The sequence below is a fragment of the Streptomyces sp. NPDC007917 genome (assembly GCF_042959105.1).
Taxonomy (GTDB): domain Bacteria; phylum Actinomycetota; class Actinomycetes; order Streptomycetales; family Streptomycetaceae; genus Streptomyces.
Genome location: NZ_JBIBKK010000018.1, coordinates 22493 through 24093 on the forward strand (window position 1 = coordinate 22493; position 1601 = coordinate 24093).

Annotated in this window: 2 protein-coding genes; both read left to right on the forward strand. The window is 69.0% G+C overall.

Annotated elements, in window-relative coordinates; all coding sequences use genetic code 11:
• Positions 1-8: 8 nt before the first annotated feature.
• Positions 9-1184 (forward strand): cytochrome P450, encoded by a 1176-nt coding sequence (locus ACFZDL_RS30625; RefSeq protein WP_353596854.1) that lies wholly within the window; start codon positions 9-11, stop codon positions 1182-1184.
• A 20-nt stretch (positions 1185-1204) separates the two neighbouring features.
• Positions 1205-1396 (forward strand): ferredoxin, encoded by a 192-nt coding sequence (locus tag ACFZDL_RS30630; RefSeq protein WP_353596855.1) that lies wholly within the window; start codon positions 1205-1207, stop codon positions 1394-1396.
• The last annotated feature ends 205 nt before the right edge of the window (positions 1397-1601 follow it).

Below are 1601 nucleotides of genomic sequence, written 5' to 3' on the forward strand. Positions count from 1 at the left end.
GCGCGAATATGGCAACCGCTGACGCAGTTCCGATCGAGTTTCCGAGGCGGCAGCCAGGCCGTCTCTGCCCACCCCAGGAGTACGCCGAGCTGCGCTCGCATGAGGGGCTGGTCAAGTCCTCACTGCCAGGGGGCAGCACGGTGTGGCTCGTCACCCGCCACGAAGACGTGCGCAGCGTGCTCACCGATCCCCGGATCAGCTCCAACCCGCTTCACGAGGGTTTTCCCAGTATGGGAAAGAACGGCACGGTGCCACCGCCCGACCAGGTGCCCGGCTGGTTCGTCGCGTACGATCCGCCGGAGCACGGCCGGTTCCGCAAGGCGCTCATCCCGGAGTTCACGGTGCGGCGCATCAAGGAGATGCAGCCGGCCATCCAGCGCATCGTGGACAAGCTCATCGACGCCCTGCTCGAGGGCGGGAACTCCGCCGACCTGGTGTCCCAGTTCGCGCTGCCGGTGCCGTCGCTGGTCATCTGTGAGCTGCTGGGGGTGCCGTACTCCGACCATGAGTACTTCGAGTCCCGGACCCGCGTCCTGGTCACGTTCACCTCGACCGACGAGCAGCGGGAGAGCGCGGCCAAGGAGCTCATCACCTATCTGACCAAGCTGATCTCCATCAAGCACAAGTTCCCGGGCAACGATCTGATCAGCGGGTTGCTGACGAACGAGACGCTGACCGCCCAGGAGGTCTCCGGCATCGCGCTGCTGCTGCTGATCGCCGGCCATGAGACCACCGCCAACAACATCGCCCTCGGTGTGGTCATGCTGCTGCTGAACCGGGAGTGGATCGGGGATCCGCGCGCCGTCGAGGAGGCGCTGCGCTATCTGTCGGTCGCCGACCGGGTGGCGTTGCGGGTGGCGGTCGAGGACGTCGAGATCGGCGGTCAGCTGATCAAGGCCGGGGAGGGCATCGTGCCCCTGGGCGCGGCGGCCAACCATGACGAGAACGCCTTCGAGCGGGCCGACCAGTTCGATCCCGGCCGACCCGCCCGCCACCATGTGGCGTTCGGCTACGGTGTGCATCAGTGTCTGGGCCAGCACCTGGTCAGGGCCGAGATGGGGATCGCCTACCGGACGCTGTTCGAGCGGATCCCGACCCTGCGGCTCGCGGTGCCGCCCGAGGAACTGCCGTTCAAGGACGAAGGGATCCTGTTCGGCCTGCATGAACTACCGGTCACCTGGTAGTTCCGACGGAGGTGAAGACGTTGCGGATCAACGCGGACGCCGACCGCTGTGTCGGGGCGGGCCAGTGTGTGCTCGCCGCGCCTGACCTGTTCGACCAGGACGACGACGGCACCGTCACGGTGCTCGCGGAGCCCGGCACATCCACAAAGGACGCGGCGCGGGAGGCCGCCCACCTCTGCCCGTCCGGGGCCATCACCCTGGAAGAGGGGTGAGGGGCCCGATGCCCTCCCGGGTGTCCCGCCCCGGCTCCTGACCCGAACCCCGCGGCCCGGATGACGCGCTCCAGCCCCGCTGGAAGCCATCGTCCGGGCCGCGTTTCGGTGTGCCGTGCCCCGTCCCGGCGGACAGCGGTGGTCCCCGGGTGCCCGCCCGCTCGGCGGGCACCCGGGGACCTCCCCTGTCGGGGCCTTGTCGCGG

Bases quoted from the DNA above. Each gene is read 5' to 3' on its own strand.
- ACFZDL_RS30625 (WP_353596854.1), top strand. From the start codon at position 9: ATGGCAACCGCTGACGCAGTTCCGATCGAGTTTCCGAGGCGGCAGCCA.